Below are 18,089 nucleotides of genomic sequence, written 5' to 3'. Positions count from 1 at the left end.
ACGAAAGGAAAAACAAATGAATAAAGAAGAGTATTTAGAAGTTTATCGTCACTCACTGGCACATGTTCTCGCCAAGGCTGTTATCGAGCTTTATGGCAAGGAAGTTCAGTATGCAATCGGACCTCAGATCGACGATGGTTGCTACTATGATTTTGTACTTCCTAAGGCTGTAACTCAGGATGACTTCAAGACTATTGAAGACAAGATGCGCGAGATCATCAAGAGAAGAGAGAACTGGACACGTAAAGAGGTTTCAAAGTCGGAAGCACTTGAAATGTTCAAGGATCAGAAGTTCAAGACTGAACTTATCAATGATCTTCCAGAGGGAGAGACAATTACAGTTTATTATACAGGCGATGATTATGTAGATCTTTGCCGCGGACCTCACGTTGAGAACTCTCAGGAACTCATGAATGCAGCATATCAGATCAAGGCTGTATCTGGAGCATACTGGAGAGGCGACGAGAAGAGAGATCAGCTTTCTAGAATTTATCTTTATGCTTTCCCTAGCAAAGATGAACTCAAGAAGCACATCAAGCTTATTCAGGAAGCATTAGAGCGTGATCACAAGAAGATCGGTGCTGAGCTTGATCTTTTCATGTTCGATGAAACTGCACCTGGTATGCCATACTGGCTTCCAAGAGGATGGAAGATGTACCAGGCACTTCTTAAGTATTCAAGAGAAGTTCAGGAGAGACACGGCTACACAGAGATAGCTGCTCCTTTAGTAAATAACAAGAAGCTTTGGCTGATCAGTGGACACTGGGCTCACTATGTAAACAACATGTTCATGGTACCAGGTGTTTCAGGATGGCTTAAGGCTGACGCTGAGATCCCAGGCGTACTTGAGAATATCAACGAGCCTACAGAAGAGCCACAGAACATTAAGATTCAGGCTGGCTCTGTAATCTACAATCGTGAACAGAACGACACAATGGCTGCTAAGCCTATGAACTGTCCTAATGCCATGATGACATATAAGAGAACAAACCACTCTTATAAAGAGCTTCCTATCCGTTACAGTGAGTACGATGTACTTCACCGTAAGGAGAAGTCAGGGCAGATGAATGGTCTTTTCCGTGTTCAGGAATTCCGTCAGGATGATGACCATACATTCGTAATGGAATCACAGATCAAGGAAGAGATTGCAGACGTAATCGCAATCGCAGATGAGATTTACTCAACATTCGGTGTTACATACAGAGCTGAGTTCTCAACAAGACCAGATGACTTCATGGGAGACATCGAGGTTTGGAACAGAGCTGAGGCAGCTCTTAAGGAAATCCTTGACGAGAAGTACGGTGAGGGTGGATATGAGATCAACGAAGGTGATGGTGCGTTCTACGGACCAAAGATCGACCTTCAGATCAAGGATGCTCTTGGAAGAGAATGGCAGTGCGGTACTGTACAGCTTGACTTCCAACTTCCTCATAACTTTGGCCTTACATATCAGGCTCAGGACGGAACAATGCAGATGCCTGTAGTTATCCACAGAGCTATCTATGGTTCACTTGAGAGATTCATCGGTATCATCATCGAGAACTTCAAGGGTGTATTCCCATTCTGGCTCAGCCCATATCAGGTAGGTATCGTTCCTATCAGAGTAGAGCACAATGAGTATGCCAAGAAGGTAGAAGAAGCTCTTATCAAGGCTGGTATTCGTGTTGAGGCTGACTACTCAGACAACAACATGAAAGAGAAGATCAAGAAGTTCAAGAACTACAAGGATCCATACATTCTTGTAATCGGTGACAAGGAAGCTGCAGAAGGAACTGTATCAATCAATGTACGTGGTTCTAACAAGCAGATCCAGAACGTTCCTCTTGATGCACTTGTAGCAATGTGCAAGAAGATGAACGAAGAGCGTCCACTTGAGCTCATTGATTCATACGAAGCTTAATAGACATTAAATAAACAGTAAGACTATTGATAGGCACAGCAACGAAAAGCTGTGCCTATTTACGAGGAAAAGATGAAAGAAAAAGTTAAAGGTAACATAGATAAGATAATAGGCATGGCGCTGTTCATATTGGCATGCTTTTTTCTTGTACGCTCATTTTTCCTATCTATGTCTACAGACATATGGTATGACGAGCTCTTTTCAATGAGATTTGCAAACTCATCTGTAGCTGAGCTTGTGAGCCGCACAGCAAGAGATGTCCATCCGCCTCTTTACTACCTGATACTTAAGGGCTTTCTTGTGTTCTTTGGTAAGGGCACAGGAGTTCCACTTGAGATAATCGCCAAGATGGTATCTATAGTTCCTCTTATTCTTTTATTTATCTATTCCATGACTGTTATCAGAAAGCGCTTTGGACTACTTACAGCGGGGCTCTTTAGCTTCATGGTAGTTAGTATGCCAGCTCTTCCTGAATACACAACAGAGATCAGAATGTATACCTGGGCACTGTTTTTTGTGACGGCAGCTCTTTTGCATGGGTTTAATCTCATGAGAGATATGCTAGAAGGCAAGGCTAAGTGGGACCTAGGAAACGGCTTTGCACTGTGGCTTTACGGAACGGCAGCTGCTTACACTCACTACTATGCAGCCCTTTCTGTAGGCATTATTTATGGCATCATTTTCATTTGGATGCTGGTCACATATCTTAAAAACATGAAGGATCCTGATCACAAGGGTAAAATTGGGGCCAAAGCCTTTGCAATGCTGATCATTTGTGGAAATCTCACGGTAGTTTCATATATTCCGTGGATATCAGCTCTTTTATCACAGGTCAAGCAGGTAAGCGGCAGCTACTGGATACAGCCTGTGGGACTTAGGTCCTTTGGTAGCGTCATCAAATATCTATTTAGCGGATATTTTAGTAATTCTAAGGTGACGGTAGTCCTTGCAGTTATTATGTTCCTTTTTGTGGCAGCGCTATTTGTCCTTTCATTTATGAAGTTTATCAAGGAAAAAGAGATAGAAAGCTGCGAGCAGTTCTTTGCATTTTTGGTGCTTCCAGTACTTGTAGTCTTTGGAATCGTGGTATCGATCCTTTTGAGACCTGTATTTGCCAACAGATACATGATACCCGCCCTTGGATGCTTTTATCTGGCTGTGGCCATTGGCATAGGGGAATATTTTAAGAATTCTGCCAAAAAAGTGTTAAAGATATCCTATTGTCTCTTTACAGTCATAGTTGTTATAGTTGGGTGTGTAGATTTCAAGGCCTTTATCGGCAATGAAGAGTACAGACAAGTAAATATGGACAAGACCCTGGAGTTTTTTGCAAGCCTTGATCCGGACACTGTTATCATCAGCAACTTTGACCATGTGCAGGGACTACTTGATTACTATCTCAACAGCGGTGCATATTCCGAGGATCAGTATGGTATATATCTTTACTACGCAGAACCAGAAACTTTGGTAAAAGAAATGGGAACTGGCCTCTACACTATTGAGGATTCCATAGATATTGAGAATTATCTTTTATCAGGTAAAAAAGTTCTTTTCCTGGGAAGCTTTAATAGCAGAGAAGTACTGCTTGAAGAATGGTATAATGATTATGGTATCACATCAGAAAATCTTGGAAGTTATCTGATGGAGAGATACTGGTTCGACGTATTTGAACTAAGCTTGTGATTTAGGAGTGTTTATGAAAAAGGTTAAGATTGTAGCAGGATGCGTTATGACATTTGCCCTTGTACTGGTAGCAGCGCTATCTAACTCAAGTGTTGCAAATGCTATGGTGGAAGAGGATTTAAAAGAAGCGCATCATTGCACATTTGTAATACCTAACGATTTTGTTCCGGGAGAGGAAAAAGATCTCTTTTTAAACAGGAACTATCCTATGGAATCATCAATGATCGCCTATAATGTCCTGTACAACGGCAATGACATTGTACTGACTAATAGGGAAAAAGAAGAACATCCAGAGGCTATTGCTGAGGCAGTAGTTGATAATACAGAAAAGCTCACAAAAGATAAATATCTAGAGATCATGTCTGAGTCTTATAACAAGGCTTATGGCGAGGATGTGGGATTATCTGTAACTTCTTTTGAAAATGTTGAGATTGATGGATTTCCGGGATATAAGATAGTTTCTGAATATCAGAAATCAGGGGAAGAAAAGATCCATCAGACAGTTGTAATTGTTCTTTCAAAGTACAGAACATTTACTATAACATATCAGCGAGCAGAAGATGATGACTGCGAAGCTTTATTTGAAAAGAGCATTGCCACTATTCACGTTAAATAATTCACTACAAAATTGGCTCTTTAAGGAATATGTCATACAGGTGCAAATTCCTTTTTAGGAGCCTTTTTTAGGCAGTTATCTACGAACTGGTGGGTTCTATATATATCCTGACTGTCAGGGTGATTATAGGCGCTGTCAAAGCATTCCAGCATATGATCAATCTTGGCATCGTCGCACTTGCCTCTGCAGGCTTCATATCTGTCACGAATTTCCATAGGCATTCTGCCTTGACAGAAATATGAACCCAGGAAGGTGTTGCTGTCAGGAAGCCAGACTTTGGTATTTTGCTCGATCCTTTTGTAATAATCATCGGTGCTTCCAAGGCCACAAGTGCCAAAGAAAGCAACATTTGATTCTTTGATAGAGGAAATGAGATCGATGATCTCGAGAGAGCATGAACCGCGGTTGATCCAGAAGCCGATGAAGTAGTTTTCGGCAAAAAGAGTACCATTCCATGAGCGAATATTGACAATATCTTTAGTGCCCGTGGAATCAGGAAGATAATAGTATATCTCCTCTGCAAGGAGTTTTGTGTTTCCAGTCTCGCTGGAATACACTACGAGATTAGTGATCATTTTCACCTCCGACACTCTAATTGTAGGTAGATGCTGGATTTATTGCAATGAAATGCCGATAAAGAAGTATAAAAAGTTGATTAAAACAATTTATGTCAATATAATTAATTAGTATTTTTATGTAGTACTTGGAGGAATGTTATGCAGATTATCGTTGTGGGCTGCGGAAATGTAGGACAAACAATAACACAGCAGCTTAGCAAAGAGGGACATGATATCACTGTCATAGAAGAAAAGAGCAGTGTAGTCCAGAATGTAGTTAATAACTATGATGTAATGGGATTAGTTGGAAATGGTGCCAGTTACTCCATGATGAAGGATGCTGGAATTGAAACCGCTGACCTTATGATCGCTGTTACTGATTCTGACGAGCTCAATCTTTTGTGCTGTCTTATAGCCAAAAAAGCTGGTAATTGCCACACTATTGCCAGAGTTCGTAATCCTATCTACAAGAAAGAGATTAACTTCATCAAAGAAGAACTTGGCCTTTCTATGGTCATCAACCCAGAAGAGGCAGCAGCAAATGAGGCTGAGAGACTTCTCAAATTCCCTTCTGCCACAAAGGTTGAGACTTTCTTTAGAGGTAAGGCAGAGCTTGTAAAACTTGTAATTGATGAGGATTCAAAGCTTTGTGACAAGGCTCTTAGAGATATTCCTCCTGAACTAAAAAAACAGGTCGTAATTACTGCAGTTTCCAGAGGAAGTGAAGTTTATATTCCTGATGGTAACTTTATTCTGCGCGCAGGCGATGAGATCACTATCATCGGAGCAAGCCGCAATACAATGCACTTCTTTAGAAAACTTGGTCTTCCAACAGCCAAGGTTCATTCAACAATCATTGTTGGTGGTGGAGAGACCAGCTACTATCTTGCAGGCCATCTTCTTTCACTTGGTATCAAGGTTACAATCTTTGAAAGAGATGCATCTAGATGCAAGGAGCTTTCAGAGCTTCTTCCTCAGGCACTTATCATTAACGGTGATGGTACCGACAAGGATATGCTCATGGAAGAGGGCGTTACAAGCGTAGAGTCCTTTGTTGCTCTTACAAACCTTGATGAGGAAAATATCATGCTCTCTATGTACGTTAAGAGCATCAACCCTAAGGCTAAGCTCATTACCAAGGTTCATAGAGTTAACTATGGCGATATCATTGGTTCTCTTGGAATTGGAAGTATCATCTATCCAAAGAACATTACAGCAGATAGAATTGTTCAGTTTGTTCGTGGCAGATCAGCTTCTCAGGACGGCAATATTGAAGCTCTCTACAGACTCAACGATGAGAAGGTTGAGGCACTTGAATTCATCGTTAGCAAGGACAGCCCAGTTATCGGTATTCCTCTTGCACAGATGAAGCTCAAGAAGGGCATCCTGATCGCTGCTATAAATCACTATGGTGAACTTATATCTCCTACTGGAGAAAGCGTTATCAGAGAAAGAGATTCTGTAATCGTTGTAACAATTAATACAGGATTAAAAGATATAAGCGATATACTGGAGAACTAAAAAATGAACTATTCGATGGTCAGATACATCTTATTTAGAATCATCAGGGTAATGGGATGTCTTTTGATGCTACCATTTCTGGTGGCCCTTGTTTACAGGGAATATGACAGTGCTGAGTCATTCTTCCTGCTTATAGTAGTAACTTTGATCATAGGCATAGTGGGATCACATATAAAGCCAAAGAGTAAAGTTATTTATGCCAAAGAAGGCTTTATTATCACGGCTCTTGCCTGGATACTTATGAGTTTACTTGGTGCAGTTCCATTTGTTATGACAGGAACTATTCCAAATTATATTGATGCCCTTTTTGAAACAATCTCAGGTTTCACCACAACTGGAGGTAGTATCCTTACTTCTATGGATGGAATCGAGAAGAGTGTACAGTTCTGGAGAACCTTCACTCACTGGATCGGTGGTATGGGCGTTTTGGTATTCCTTCTTGCTGTAGTACCTATGGCTGATGGATATAGCATGCATCTTATGAGAGCAGAGAGCCCTGGACCAGTAGTAGGTAAGATTGTTCCTAAGGTAAAAGACACAGCCAAGATCCTTTACCTTATTTATCTTGGAATCACATTGGCAGAGATCATCTGCCTCTTTATCTCAGGACTTCCAATCTATGATGCGGTCACTATTTCTTTTTCTACAGTAGGAACTGGTGGATTTGCTGTTAACAATGCTGGTATTGGCGGATACTCAACTATCAGCCAGGCAATCATCATAGTATTTATGGCGCTTTGCGGTGTTAACTTTACTGTTTACTATTTCCTTTTAAACAGAAAGCCAAAGGAAGCTTTTGCTATTGATGAAGTTAAGTACTACTTTGGAGTAATGTTCATTGCTGCAGCAATTATTTCACTTAATATCTATAGAGCTGGTGTGCTTGACAGCGCTGGATTATCATTCCATCATGCTTTATTTGCAGTTACATCAGTAATGACTACAACTGGTTTTGGAACTTTGGACTTTGATAAATGGCCTATGCTTTCCAAAATGATACTTTGTATCTTGTCTTTGGTAGGTGCCTGCGCCGGATCAACAGGTGGTGGATTTAAATTCTCAAGAGCCATTATCGTGGTCAGAAATGCTAGAAATGAACTCAACTACCTTGTTCATCCTAAGGCTGTTAAAAGAGTATATATGGACGGACATACAGTAGAGGGAACAACAGTTAAATCTGTTTCAGCTTATCTTGGACTTTATGTTGTAACATTTATCGCTTCAACTTTGGTTGTGGCACTTGATAACTTTGATTTCCAGACAACAGTTACATCAGTTGCAGCTACACTTAACAATATCGGACCTGGTCTTGGAATGGTAGGACCTATGGGTAATTACTCAGAGTTCTCTTATTTGTCCAAGATTGTCCTTATGTTTGATATGCTTGCTGGAAGACTTGAGCTGTTGCCAATTTACATAATGATAAAACCAAAGACTTGGAGTAAATGAAAATCTAAAATAAATATAAAATTTTTATAACTTTTTCTGTTGATAAATGTGTCCAAAGTGTGATAATATTTAGTAGGCTTTGTGAAAATAAAATATTATACAGGTGGGTAAAAGATGACAAAAGCTAGAAAATTAGCGCTTATCGTCCTTACTACCGTCTTATTTGGGGTAGGTTTCTTTGCAGCAACGGTGATATATGCAAAGACTGATTCAAATGTCAATGCGGAAGACTCTAAGAGCGTTTATTGTGAGAGCGCCGAAGAGAACTTCAAAGACTTTTTGGCACAGGATGAGAATGGCGATAGCGGTTCTTCTACAGAATCTTCAGGGGAAGATGAAGATTTAGTTAGGCTTACACAAAGAGTTACGGTTTACGACGAAAACGGAATACTCCCATATAGTGGGACTTTATCAAAGATTCAGGATGCATTTTATCCTGGAACATATAAGATCAAATTCAGTAATAATGCAATACTAAGTACAACAGCAACTATTTTAGTTACCATGGACGTTAAGCCGGGGGATAGCGTATACGTTCTTACAGGTAACAAGGATGTTGGTTACAAGGAGTATGCTGAAGTGACAGTCATAGATGCAGGTAGTGTAGAGTTTGAGACAAACATACTTCAGAACTATACTCTTTCAACAACTGATATCAGTAGTGCCCAGGCCGCTATGGCAGAGTATGTAACTGAGTGATCAAGTGAAGGTTTTAGATATTTGCTCCAGAGCAGGTGATGAGCTTGTTCTGGAGTTTTTGTTTGCCCCGCTATCCTTAATTGGCGCTGGGGATTTTATTTAAAAGGCTAGGACAGTCAATCCCAAGCCGCTTTGCGGTGTGCTTCGCACAGGATTGACAGCCCTAGCCTTTTAAATATCCGGTAGTTAAGCCAATTAAGGAGTAGGAGTGCCTTGGCGGCCGCTAGTTTTTTGCTCGCCGGGGCGTTCTAGGGCCCTCCAGCGAGCTTCTGTTACCTGCAAGTTAAATATATGAGTAATTGCAGGTAAAGATTTGCGGGTGGATGGAGCCTGGAAGCTGAGAAAGTTACCTGCAAGCTAAGTAAAAGAGTAAATGCAGGTAAAGATTTGCGGGTGGATGGAGCCTGAAGGCAGAGAATATTACCTGCAAGTTAAGTAGTAGAGTGGATGCAGGTAAAGATTTGCGGGTGGAGAGAGCCGGAAGGCTGAGAAAGTTACCTGCAAGCTAGGTGGAAGAGTGAATGCAGGTAAAGATTTGCGGGGAGATGGAGCGTGGAAGCTGAGAATATTACCTGCAAGCTAAGAGAAAGAGTAAATGCAGGTAATATTTGCGGGTGAATGGAGCGTGGATGCCGAGAAAGTTACCTGCAAGTTAAATAGAAGAGTAATTGCAGGTAAAGAATTGCGAGGAAATGAAGCGTGGAGGCCGAGAAAGTTACCTGCAAGCTAAGAGAATGGGTAGATGCAGGTAAAGATTTGCGGGTGGATGGAGCCTGAAGGTTGAGAATATTACCTGCAAGCTAAGTAAAAGAGTAAATGCAGGTAAAGATTTGCGGGTGGATGGAGCCTAAAGGCTGAGAATATTACTTGCAAGCTAAGTAAAAGAGTGAATGCAGGTAAAATTTGCAGGGAGAGAGTGCGTTTAGGCGTGCCAACTCCCTTTCTTCACCCCGTTGCGGCGTGACGCTCACCTCTCCTTGCTCGGCTTAACTACTTAGTATTAGAAAGAAAAGGCTTGTCAACTCCGTAGCTGCGAAGCAGTGCGCATGTCGCAGAGTTTACAAGCCTTTTATTTCTAATACAGTAGTTCCCGCCGAGCAAGGACCTGTCTGAAAACACTTTCCGTTGTCGCTGGTCCCTCCACAAACTAATTACACAGCGCATATCTTATCAGATACAGTATCGTCAGATGCACAGGATAATATGCGTAGAAAAGATACTTGAGTTTGCCAAGTTTCCTCCCCTGTAATCCGCTATAGAATGCCATCAGGATAAATGCTGGGAAAGCATGGGATTCATTTGGCATAAGTGAAATAAAGAGAAATCCTGCTATGAGATTCACATAATCAAATGGTCGTAGGAAATAGAAGATGATCACCAAAGCAATTCCATAGCCGCGGTAGTCACAATGAATATATTCTGCTAATAGAATCGCAGGTATCATCAAGATTCCAGACAACATATAGAACAAGACTGTTGGAAGTTTCTTATCTTCTACCCATTTCTTGATAAATTCCATTCCCCACAGCGTAATAAATGCAATGAATAAAGTCCACATTACATTACACTGATCAGATCCTGTGTCAAATGCATAGTCGTAAGGAAGTTCAGATAGAAGAGCAAAACAAAGCAGACTAAGAGCGTATCTTAGTCTGCTTTTTGTATGAATGAAACCTTCTACAAGAAGGAAGCAGAAGATGGGGAAGGCAGACCTTCCGATCCATCTGCATGCTTTATATATTGTTTTTATTTTTTCAAAAGTTTCATGGTCAGGAATAAGACCTGCCTGATTAACTGGAATAATGATAGCAGCGCCTATGTGATCGATGAGCATCGTGATACAAGCGATGATCTTTAAAACATTGCCATTAATTTTGCGATAAGGTTTTAGATCTATAGGCATTTGCGTGTCCTCGTATTATTCGAAGATTACTTTATCCCAAGTGTCATCAGGGATAAGAGCGATGTAAGTCTTACCAGTGTTGATCTGAAGCTCTTCACCGTTCTCATCATAGAACTTTGTAACAGCTGTTTCACTTGACTTAACCCAAGTGATATCCTTAGCTACACCATTTGTGAGGTACCAAGCATTCTCACCTGAACCAATACAGTTGTAGATGAGGTAACCGTTTTCATCAAGCTGTGTGAAAGAACATTTCTGAAGGATTACGTTCTTGAATGCAAGAACTTCACCTGAATCTTCGTCTTCGTGAGGCTCATTATATTCTGAGTACTCATACATGCCTGTTTCAGCGTTGTATGTAAGAGTTGAACCGTTGTGCTTGAAAGGAAGAGAAACCTTATTTGCTGTGTATGATCTGTCATACTTCTCATCGAGGTTAATCTCAGTTCCATAAGGTACGAAGTTGAAGTGTGAACCTTCATTAGCAAACTCATTATAAGTAGCTGAGATATTATACTTCTCAATCTGAGAATTCATATCGCCGCTTAAGATGTACTCTGTAAACTCTCTCTTCTTACCATTGTTTACTCTTGAGAATACTCCTGAAAGATGGTCCTTAGCCCAATCTTTTGCGAAGTATGCATCGTTGTGGTATGGGCCACCATCGTGGCAAAGAATTGCGTTCCATTCTGAAGCAAGAAGGATGTTGGTAGGACGTGTACTACGGATACTTCCGAGCTGCTCTACATTGTTCCAATCCTTAACTACGCACATAAGTCTTGTGATACGGTCATTCTTGGTGCTGTTCATGAGCTCGTAAACTACGTCTGCCTGAGCTGTACCATAGTGTGGAAGAGCTGTGATCTCGTTATCAACCATTGCAGCGATAGGACGCTGGTCCTGGATCTCTTTGCTGATAGGCTCACCAGTAAGCTCGCTGAAGTACATGTCATCTGGAAGAACATAAGCTTCATCAGCAGGTGCTTCTTCTGTTGTGCTCTCTGTTGCTGCATCATTAGCTTCAATCTTTTCGTAAGAAACTTCTGACTGAGCATCATCAGTTGTATTGCTGCCTGTTTTACCACAAGCTGCAACTGAAAGAATCATAGTCATGCTAAGTAGTGCAGCAAGTGCTTTTTTTCCATGTGTTTTATTAAACATAAAAATAATCTCCCTTTTAAAATCAAATCAGTAACTATTGTACCAAATATCAATGGAAAATGCCAATTTCTATTATTTTTCCGCGATTTTCGAATGGATTTTATAGTATTCTGACCTGCTATATAATACAAGATATGGTATACTTAGAAGCATGAGGTGACAAAAATATGAGACTGAAATTTATTGGGGCAGATCATGAAGTTACAGGCAGTTGCCATTTTATTGAGGCATGCGGCAAGAACATTTTAGTTGACTACGGAATGGAGCAGGGCAAAGACTATTTTGAAAACGTTCCTCTTCCAGTGTCAGCGCCAGAAATAGATTATGTTTTCCTGACACATGCTCATGTGGATCACTCAGGAAATCTTCCACTTCTATATGCTAAGGGCTTTAGAGGCAAGATATATGCAACAGAAGCTACAGTAGATCTCTGCGATATCATGCTTAGAGACTGCGCACATATTCAGATGCAGGAAGCTGAGTGGCGTAACAGAAAGGCCAAAAGAACTAAGGACTTAGATCTTATGGAGCCTTCCTATACCATGGAAGATGCTGAGAAGACCATAAAGTGTTTTGTTCCATGTGAGTACAATAAGGAAATAGAGATCTGCGAAGGCGTCAAGATACGCTTCACTGATATAGGACATCTATTAGGATCAGCCAGCATAGAAGTATGGCTCACTGAAAAGAATGTCACAAAGAAGATTGTCTTTTCCGGAGATATAGGAAACAAGCATCAGCCACTTATTAGAGATCCTCAGAAGACTCCAGATGCTGACTATGTAGTCATGGAGTCAACCTATGGAGATAGGCTTCATAGCGAGACAAGACCTGATTATATAAAAGAGCTTGCGGAGATCTTAGAGAGAACTTTTAAAAGAGGCGGAAACGTAGTCATTCCTTCTTTTGCAGTAGGAAGAACTCAGGAGATGCTGTACTTTATAAGAAAGATCAAAAAAGATGGCCTTGTAAAGTCACTTCCAAACTTTCCTGTGTTCGTAGATAGTCCCCTTGCTGTTGAAGCAACAGAGATATTCAGAGCTAATCAATCAGACTGCTACGACGAAGAAGCCATGGAGCTTGTTAAGAACCACATAAATCCAATAACTTTCCCAGGACTTAATCTGGCAATCACCACAGAAGAGTCTAGAGCCATAAACGAAGATCCTGAACCAAAGGTGATCATATCTGCATCAGGCATGTGCGAAGCAGGTAGAATCAGACATCACCTTAAGCACAATCTTTGGAGAGAAGACTGCACGATCCTTTTTGTAGGATATCAGTCGATCGGTACCACAGGACGAGCAATCATAGATGGAGCAGAGCAGGTCAAACTCTTTGGTGAGACTATCGATGTTAAGGCAGATATCTGCAAGCTTGAGGGATTATCAGGACATGCTGATAAAAACGGACTTGTCGAGTGGATAGATGGCTTTACCACTAAGAGACCAAAGAAGGTATTTATTGTTCATGGTGAAGATAGTGTTTGTACCTCTTTTGCTGAGTATCTTAGAAAAGAGCACGGATACGATACCTACGCGCCATATAGCGGAACAGAAGTTGACCTCATATCAGGAAACATCCTGGTTGAAGGAAAGCCTGTACCAGTAAAGAAGAAAGAAGGAGCACTTGTATCTGACGTTTATGCAAGACTTAAGGCGGCAGGTGCAAGACTCATGGGCATCATCGCAAGGAGCGAGGGCATGACCAATAAAGACAAGGCAAAATTCGCCGATCAGATCAATTCACTTTGTGACAAGTGGAGCAAATAAGGGAGAAGAAAATATGAGTAGAGCAGACGAGATCTTTATCAACATGTGTAAAGATATCTTAGAAAATGGAACATCAACAGAAGGGGAGAAAGTAAGACCACACTGGCCTGACGGAACACCAGCTTACACCATCAAGAAATTCGGCGTAGTCAACAGATATGATCTGTCAAAAGAGTTCCCAATCATGACTCTTAGAAAAACTGCCCTTAAGAGCGCAACAGACGAGGTTCTTTGGATATATCAGCAAAAGAGTAATAACATCCATGACCTTCACAGCCACATCTGGGATGAGTGGGCTGACGAGACAGGTTCAATTGGTAAGGCTTATGGTTATCAGATTGGTCAAAAGAGCATCTATAAAGAGGGTGAGTTTGACCAGATGGACAGAGTCATCTATGACCTTAAGAACAACCCATTTAGCAGACGTATCATGACAAATACTTATGTATTTAGTGATCTTCATGAGATGAATCTTTATCCTTGCGCATACAGCGTAACTTACAATGTTACACAGAAAAAGGGCGAGGACAGACTTACACTTAACGCAGTATTAAACCAGAGATCACAGGACGTTCTGGCAGCAAATAACTGGAATGTGGTTCAGTACGCTGTCCTTGTTCATATGCTTGCGCAGGCATGCGATATGAATGTTGGTGAGCTTGTACATGTGATTGCAGATGCTCACATCTATGACAGACATGTTCCACTTATTAAGGAACTTATTGAGAGAAAGCCTCTCCCAGCACCTAAGTTCCATTTAAATCCAGATGTTAAGGACTTCTACAAGTTCACTCGTGATGACGTTTCACTTGAGGGCTATGAAGTCGCTGGAGAACAGTTTAAAGATATTCCAATCGCCATTTGAGCGATATAAGGAAGGCGAAGAAATCCTGATATCGCTAATAATCAGTACACAGGAGGATTTTATGCAGGCAATCGTAGCAGTAGACAGCAATTGGGCAATTGGTAACAAAGGACAGCTCCTTGTGAGCATTCCTGCTGACCAAAAGAACTTTAGAAATATTACAATGGGCAAGACAATCGTTTATGGAAGAAAGACTCTTGAAACTTTCCCAAGACAGGTTGTGCTCCCAGGAAGAGATAATATCATTCTTTCTACAAGAGAAGATTACAAGGTAAAAGATGCAGCTGTTGCCCACAGCAGAGAAGAGCTCCTTCAGCTTGTAGATGATCTTGATACCAATGATGTATTCATCATCGGAGGAGAGAGAGTATACGCGGATTTCCTTGATCTGTGCGATACAGCCATCGTTACAATGATCGACAAGGAATACGAAGCAGATGCTTACTTCCCAAATCTTGATGAGGACCCTGAGTGGGAGCTTGCAGATGAAAGCGAAGAGCAGGTATATTTTGATATTACCTATACATATAGAACTTACAAACGCAAATAAATAATACATAAGGAATTTGACTTCAATGTGCGAGAAAAGCATAATTTCTGAAAACACGGTGCAGCACATAATTTTGTTTAAAGGTAGATATCATGAACTAGATTTTAAGATTGATAGGTTTATTGATTACTTAAAGTCAATAGGAGTTGATTTCTATATAGTAGACACAAGAAATTCAGAGTCCTATAGCTGCAAAGAGTTTGATGACTATATTAGACAACAGGGCTGTGTAATGTTTACTTACAATGATATTGGGATAAGTTTATCTGAAAATGGTGAAAATGTTTGGAAGAAGAATAACATTCCAGTTTATACATATTTAGTTGATCATCCCAGGTATTACTTTGATGAATTGTTTGAGCCTAAATGCGAATTGAATGTAATTTGCTGTGACCGAAATCATGTGGGTTTCTGTGAGATATTTTATTCAAAGGTATCGAGAGTATTCTTTGTTCCGCAAGGAGGAGAAGAGGTTGAGTTACAGATACCGATGGACAAAAGAAAAAATGACGTAATATATATGGGAAATTGCAAGGAAGAGATTTCAAGCTTTTCAGTTCCTTCAGTTATTTTTGGTAGAGAAAAAGAGTTTTATTCTTTCTGCATCAGTCAGCTTTTATCAGATCCACGACAAACCACTGAATATGTAATAAATGAGTTTTTTCTCTCAAATAATATTCATGCAACAGAAATGGAACTAATGGATGTATATAGGACTGCATCCCATGACATAGAGCATTTTGTTCGAAGAAGATTTCAGCTTCAAGCAATGCATGCGCTTGATGAAGAGGGAGTACATGTAGAAATATACGGTGATGGATGGGAAGATAGCAACATGCCATTTTCTGATAATATCGTTATACATGAAAGAATCCCATCGGAAAAACTACTCAACAAAGTAGTTGAATCTAAAATATCATTGTGCTTTGTTCCATGGTTTAAAGATGGATGTAGTGAAAAAAATTTTGATTCAATGATAAATGGAGCATTATGTGTTACAGATGAATCTGATTATCTTGGTGAGAGATATAAGGATGGACAGAACATTATCTACTTTGATCTAAGAAATCCAGAGCAGATGGCTGGAAAAGTAAAAAGTCTTCTAGAAAATGAAGAAGAACTTGAAACAATTGCTTACAATGGCTATCAGACAGCGAAAGATAATGATAGTTGGAGCAATAGATATGAATATATTTATTCAATAATGAATAATAAGGTTGTATGAAAATGAAAAAGAAAAAAGCATTAGTACTGATAAACAAAACATCAGGAACAGGTAAGGCTGGCAACGATACTTTGGAAATAGTAACAAAGCTTGCAGAAAAAGGCTATGAACCCGTTGTGTTTCCGATACTTCCAGGAAGTGGGCTTACATCTGAGACCATTATTCCTGAATATGATGGAATGCTTGATCTTATTATGTGTAGTGGCGGCGACGGAACTCTTAATCATGTTATGAACCAGGTCATGCTATTAAAAGAAAAGCCTGTCTTAGCCTACGTACCATCAGGAAGTACCAACGACTTTGCAAAAGGACTTGGTATTCCGAGTGTTAGATCCAAAGCAATAGATATTGCAGTAAATGGAAGACCATACACCTACGATGTAGGTAAGATGAACGACCACTACTTTAACTATGTGGCGGCATTTGGAGCTTTTTCAAAGGTAAGCTATGCGACAGATCAGGAGCTTAAAAATGTTCTTGGCTACGCTGCTTATGTACTGAGCGCTATGGCTGAGATTCCACAGAGTTTGGGTTATAGCTGCCACATGAAGATTGAGGCAGATGGCATTATGGAAGAAGGAGATTATATCTTTGGCGCAGTTAGTAATTCAGCGTCAGTTGCAGGTATGACACTCTTTGCAGATACAGATATCAAGCAGGATGATGGGCAGATGGAACTATTGCTCATAAGGGCTCCAAAGAATCTGGCAGAGTTCAATGCTATTATTGCTGCTCTAGCAACTAAAGAACCAGACAATCCATATCTTACTTACAAACAGGTAAAAAAGGTAAAGCTATCCTCCGAAGAAACCACTGAGTGGACATTGGATGGAGAATTCGGTGGATCTTATAAGAAAACCACAATAGAAGTAGTAAATAAAGCAGTATCAATAATGGTTAAATAAAATACCGCCAGTCTCTATGAACTTAGAGCTGGCGGTATTAATCACTTTCGATTTATCATTTTTCCTATAGGATTTTCATGGACCTTCATGGCTCCCTTAGGGCAGAATTCCTGGCAACAGAAGCATTTGATACATTTACTTCTATCAATCTCTGGTAAAAGAACTTCTTTCCCCTTAACCTTCTTGGTAACCATGGTAATGGCGTGAGCTGGGCAGGTTTCGAAGCACTTTTTACAGCCAATGCACTCGGATGGTCTGACTAGAGGCTTGGTTGAGAATAAGATCTTAACAACTGCTGATTTAACGTTATTAAATGCGCTGCCACCTTCAAAGGTGATACTTTGATGGATGGTGGCTTTTTTGTAATCTGAGATCTTAACATCTGGAAGTAAAGCACTCCCTACAACTTCTACTTCATCTACAGACTTAGGTCCAAGGCCTCTTTCATAGGCTACCTTCATAGTCTGAACATCATTGATTCCAAGACCAATTATGTCAGCACAGACCATATCAAGGGCATAGGGCTTTTTGGATGCAAGGATAAGACCGATATGTCTCTTTTCACCTGCAGTTGGGCCGTTACCTTCCATACCATCGATGGCGTCTACTACATACAAAGCCGGTTTAAAATACTCATTCAGGTCCACCATAAGATTTGCAAAGGCGTTCTCTTCAGGGAAACGCATGTGGTATTCGGGCTTGGTGGTGCCTGGGATTGTGCCGAACATGTTTTTGACTGCGCAGCTCATACCCATCATGGCGTGGGTCTTGAGCTTGGAAAAATTGATAATAAAGTCCACATCATCAAGCCATGCAGTATAGATAAAGGTCTTGATGCTGACAGCTTCAGGAAATTCAGCATCTTTTATTTCTAGGTTTGTATTAAGCTTTACCTTCCCCGGGAAAGCCTCTTCTAACTCATATAGACCGCAGGTCTTGTATACGTTTTTTACAAATGCAGGTGTGAAAAGACCTCCTGGACTATCGCCGACAATTACGCTAGCGCCAAGTTCCACAATGCGCTCACAGAGTCTTTTCAAAAGAGCTGGGTGAGTGGTGACAGCTTTATCTGGATTCATGGCTGCTACAAGGTTAGCCTTGATGCCGATAGTCATGCCTTCCTTGACAAAGTCAAGACCGCCAATTGCGTCAATGGCGTTATCAAGGGCTTTATTTATTTCGAGCTGTTCGTAGGAACTGCATTTTTCTACTGAAACTGGTTCAAACATAGGAATCTCCTGGACTATGATTTCGGTGGTAGTTTAACATATTTTCAATAAGAT

At 40.6% G+C, this 18,089-nt stretch carries 15 protein-coding genes; 11 read left to right on the top strand and 4 right to left on the bottom strand.

Going from position 1 to position 18,089, the window contains the following annotated elements:
- The first annotated feature begins 16 nt into the window (after positions 1-16).
- From bhn_RS11305 to bhn_RS11295, 3 genes are all read left to right on the top strand, one after another.
- Entirely contained in the window at positions 17-1,900 is a 1,884-nt protein-coding gene (locus tag bhn_RS11305) for a threonine--tRNA ligase (RefSeq protein ID WP_071176795.1), read from the top strand.
- 72 nt (positions 1,901-1,972) lie between these two features.
- A complete protein-coding gene (locus bhn_RS11300) occupies positions 1,973-3,583 on the top strand; it encodes a hypothetical protein (protein WP_071176794.1) in 1,611 nt (536 codons plus the stop codon).
- 13 nt (positions 3,584-3,596) lie between these two features.
- On the top strand, positions 3,597-4,199 hold the full coding sequence (locus tag bhn_RS11295; protein WP_071176793.1) for a DcrB/PsbP domain-containing protein: 603 nt from the start codon (positions 3,597-3,599) through the stop codon (positions 4,197-4,199).
- A 32-nt stretch (positions 4,200-4,231) separates the two neighbouring features.
- Here bhn_RS11295 and bilS read toward each other — a convergent pair whose 3' ends face one another.
- Positions 4,232-4,774 carry a flavodoxin family protein BilS gene (bilS, locus tag bhn_RS11290; protein ID WP_071176792.1) on the bottom strand — a complete coding sequence of 181 codons (543 nt, stop codon included), beginning with the start codon at positions 4,772-4,774 and terminating at the stop codon, positions 4,232-4,234.
- Between the two features lie 141 nt (positions 4,775-4,915).
- Between bilS and trkA the strand changes: the two genes are divergently transcribed.
- The 3 genes from trkA to bhn_RS11275 all read left to right on the top strand — a co-directional run bounded on the left by trkA (position 4,916) and on the right by bhn_RS11275 (position 8,425).
- Positions 4,916-6,277 carry a Trk system potassium transporter TrkA gene (gene trkA, locus bhn_RS11285; RefSeq protein ID WP_071176791.1) on the top strand — a complete coding sequence of 454 codons (1,362 nt, stop codon included), beginning with the start codon at positions 4,916-4,918 and terminating at the stop codon, positions 6,275-6,277.
- A 3-nt stretch (positions 6,278-6,280) separates the two neighbouring features.
- Positions 6,281-7,726, top strand: a complete 1,446-nt coding sequence (locus tag bhn_RS11280) for a TrkH family potassium uptake protein (RefSeq protein WP_071176790.1) — start codon at positions 6,281-6,283, stop codon at positions 7,724-7,726.
- A gap of 114 nt (positions 7,727-7,840) precedes the next feature.
- Positions 7,841-8,425 carry a hypothetical protein gene (locus bhn_RS11275; RefSeq protein ID WP_071176789.1) on the top strand — a complete coding sequence of 195 codons (585 nt, stop codon included), beginning with the start codon at positions 7,841-7,843 and terminating at the stop codon, positions 8,423-8,425.
- A gap of 1,147 nt (positions 8,426-9,572) precedes the next feature.
- Here the strand turns inward: bhn_RS11275 and bhn_RS11270 are convergent.
- The gene (locus bhn_RS11270; RefSeq protein ID WP_071176788.1) at positions 9,573-10,328 is read right to left on the bottom strand and encodes a TraX family protein; all 756 of its coding nucleotides are present in this window, start codon (positions 10,326-10,328) and stop codon (positions 9,573-9,575) included.
- 15 nt (positions 10,329-10,343) lie between these two features.
- The gene (locus bhn_RS11265; RefSeq protein ID WP_071176787.1) at positions 10,344-11,489 is read right to left on the bottom strand and encodes a DUF3048 domain-containing protein; all 1,146 of its coding nucleotides are present in this window, start codon (positions 11,487-11,489) and stop codon (positions 10,344-10,346) included.
- Between the two features lie 167 nt (positions 11,490-11,656).
- Here bhn_RS11265 and bhn_RS11260 point away from each other — a divergent pair, with 167 nt between their 5' ends.
- The 5 genes from bhn_RS11260 to bhn_RS11240 all read left to right on the top strand — a co-directional run bounded on the left by bhn_RS11260 (position 11,657) and on the right by bhn_RS11240 (position 16,806).
- Positions 11,657-13,261 (top strand): MBL fold metallo-hydrolase RNA specificity domain-containing protein, encoded by a 1,605-nt coding sequence (locus tag bhn_RS11260; protein WP_071176786.1) that lies wholly within the window; start codon positions 11,657-11,659, stop codon positions 13,259-13,261.
- Positions 13,262-13,274: 13 nt separating this feature from the next.
- Entirely contained in the window at positions 13,275-14,126 is an 852-nt protein-coding gene (gene thyA / locus bhn_RS11255; protein WP_071176785.1) for a thymidylate synthase, read from the top strand.
- Positions 14,127-14,187: 61 nt separating this feature from the next.
- Entirely contained in the window at positions 14,188-14,676 is a 489-nt protein-coding gene (locus bhn_RS11250) for a dihydrofolate reductase (RefSeq protein WP_071176784.1), read from the top strand.
- A gap of 25 nt (positions 14,677-14,701) precedes the next feature.
- Positions 14,702-15,901: a glycosyltransferase family protein gene (locus bhn_RS11245; protein WP_071176783.1), complete on the top strand. Its 1,200-nt coding sequence runs from the start codon at positions 14,702-14,704 to the stop codon at positions 15,899-15,901.
- Positions 15,902-15,903: 2 nt separating this feature from the next.
- Entirely contained in the window at positions 15,904-16,806 is a 903-nt protein-coding gene (locus tag bhn_RS11240) for a diacylglycerol/lipid kinase family protein (RefSeq protein ID WP_071176782.1), read from the top strand.
- Between the two features lie 41 nt (positions 16,807-16,847).
- On the opposite strand, the gene bhn_RS11235 is transcribed toward bhn_RS11240, so the two are convergent.
- The gene (locus tag bhn_RS11235; RefSeq protein WP_071176781.1) at positions 16,848-18,035 is read right to left on the bottom strand and encodes a DUF362 domain-containing protein; all 1,188 of its coding nucleotides are present in this window, start codon (positions 18,033-18,035) and stop codon (positions 16,848-16,850) included.
- Between the last annotated feature and the right edge of the window lie 54 nt (positions 18,036-18,089).

This window comes from Butyrivibrio hungatei (assembly GCF_001858005.1).
GTDB classification, from domain to species: Bacteria; Bacillota; Clostridia; order Lachnospirales; family Lachnospiraceae; genus Butyrivibrio; species Butyrivibrio hungatei.
Note: the sequence above shows the minus strand (reverse complement) of the source record. Positions and strands in the feature narration are given on the sequence as shown.

Bases quoted from the DNA above. Each gene is read 5' to 3' on its own strand.
- bhn_RS11295 (WP_071176793.1), top strand. From the start codon at position 3,597: ATGAAAAAGGTTAAGATTGTAGCAGGATGCGTTATGACATTTGCCCTT.
- bhn_RS11240 (WP_071176782.1), top strand. From the start codon at position 15,904: ATGAAAAAGAAAAAAGCATTAGTACTGATAAACAAAACATCAGGAACA.
- bilS (WP_071176792.1), bottom strand. From the start codon at position 4,774: ATGATCACTAATCTCGTAGTGTATTCCAGCGAGACTGGAAACACAAAA.
- bhn_RS11280 (WP_071176790.1), top strand. From the start codon at position 6,281: ATGAACTATTCGATGGTCAGATACATCTTATTTAGAATCATCAGGGTA.
- bhn_RS11265 (WP_071176787.1), bottom strand. From the start codon at position 11,489: ATGTTTAATAAAACACATGGAAAAAAAGCACTTGCTGCACTACTTAGC.
- bhn_RS11250 (WP_071176784.1), top strand. From the start codon at position 14,188: ATGCAGGCAATCGTAGCAGTAGACAGCAATTGGGCAATTGGTAACAAA.
- bhn_RS11275 (WP_071176789.1), top strand. From the start codon at position 7,841: ATGACAAAAGCTAGAAAATTAGCGCTTATCGTCCTTACTACCGTCTTA.
- bhn_RS11245 (WP_071176783.1), top strand. From the start codon at position 14,702: ATGTGCGAGAAAAGCATAATTTCTGAAAACACGGTGCAGCACATAATT.
- bhn_RS11260 (WP_071176786.1), top strand. From the start codon at position 11,657: ATGAGACTGAAATTTATTGGGGCAGATCATGAAGTTACAGGCAGTTGC.
- trkA (WP_071176791.1), top strand. From the start codon at position 4,916: ATGCAGATTATCGTTGTGGGCTGCGGAAATGTAGGACAAACAATAACA.
- bhn_RS11300 (WP_071176794.1), top strand. From the start codon at position 1,973: ATGAAAGAAAAAGTTAAAGGTAACATAGATAAGATAATAGGCATGGCG.
- bhn_RS11305 (WP_071176795.1), top strand. From the start codon at position 17: ATGAATAAAGAAGAGTATTTAGAAGTTTATCGTCACTCACTGGCACAT.
- bhn_RS11235 (WP_071176781.1), bottom strand. From the start codon at position 18,035: ATGTTTGAACCAGTTTCAGTAGAAAAATGCAGTTCCTACGAACAGCTC.
- bhn_RS11270 (WP_071176788.1), bottom strand. From the start codon at position 10,328: ATGCCTATAGATCTAAAACCTTATCGCAAAATTAATGGCAATGTTTTA.
- thyA (WP_071176785.1), top strand. From the start codon at position 13,275: ATGAGTAGAGCAGACGAGATCTTTATCAACATGTGTAAAGATATCTTA.